This is a genomic window from Verminephrobacter aporrectodeae subsp. tuberculatae At4 (assembly GCF_000193225.1).
GTDB classification, from domain to species: Bacteria; Pseudomonadota; Gammaproteobacteria; order Burkholderiales; family Burkholderiaceae_C; genus Acidovorax; species Acidovorax aporrectodeae.
On sequence record NZ_AFAL01000291.1, the window covers coordinates 1 to 616 of the forward strand.

The following is a 616-nucleotide window of genomic DNA, read 5'->3' on the forward strand; positions in this document are numbered from 1 at the left end:
TGATGGTGACGGTGGCGGGGCCGCCGGCTGCGAGCTGGCTGTCGTCGATCGAGATGCTGGTCGGCGTGGGCGCCTTGGGGGCAGCGCTGTCGCTTGCGCCCGTCAGCGTGCCGGTCCAGGTCCGTCCGCCGTCGGCGCTGCTCAGGTCACTGAGCGTGCCGTCGGGACTGTTCAGGAGGCCCTCAGGAAAGCCTGCGACGTTTTTCACCGGTTCATCGAAGGTGATGGTGACGGTGGCGGGTTTGCCGGCTGCGAGCTTGCTGTCGTCGATCGTGATGCGGAACGGCATGGGTGGCATGGGGGCAGCGGTGTTGTTCGCGCCCGTCAGCGTGCCGGTCCAGGTCCGACCACCGTCGGCGCTGCTCAGCTCACTGAACGTGCCGTCGGGACCCCCGGCAAAGCCTTCGACGCTTTTCACCGGTTCATCGAAGGTGATGGTGACGGTAGCGGGTTCGCCGGCTGCGAGCTTGCTGTCGTCGATCGTGATGCGGGGCGGCGTGGGTACCTTGGGAGCCGCGCTGTCGTTCGCGCCCGTCAGGCCGCTGAAGTCCTTCCCGTAGACGGCGTTGTTGTGGAGCATGGCGGGCTTGCCGCCCTTGGGAGCGGGGTCGCCGAC

General features: G+C 68.0%; 1 protein-coding gene. It reads right to left on the reverse strand.

Annotated features, from left to right (window positions below; translation table 11 throughout):
• Positions 1-580 (reverse strand): Ig-like domain-containing protein (locus tag VTU_RS26215; protein WP_236610649.1); only part of this gene is annotated, 580 nt, incomplete at its 3' end.
• Positions 581-616: the final 36 nt, after the last annotated feature.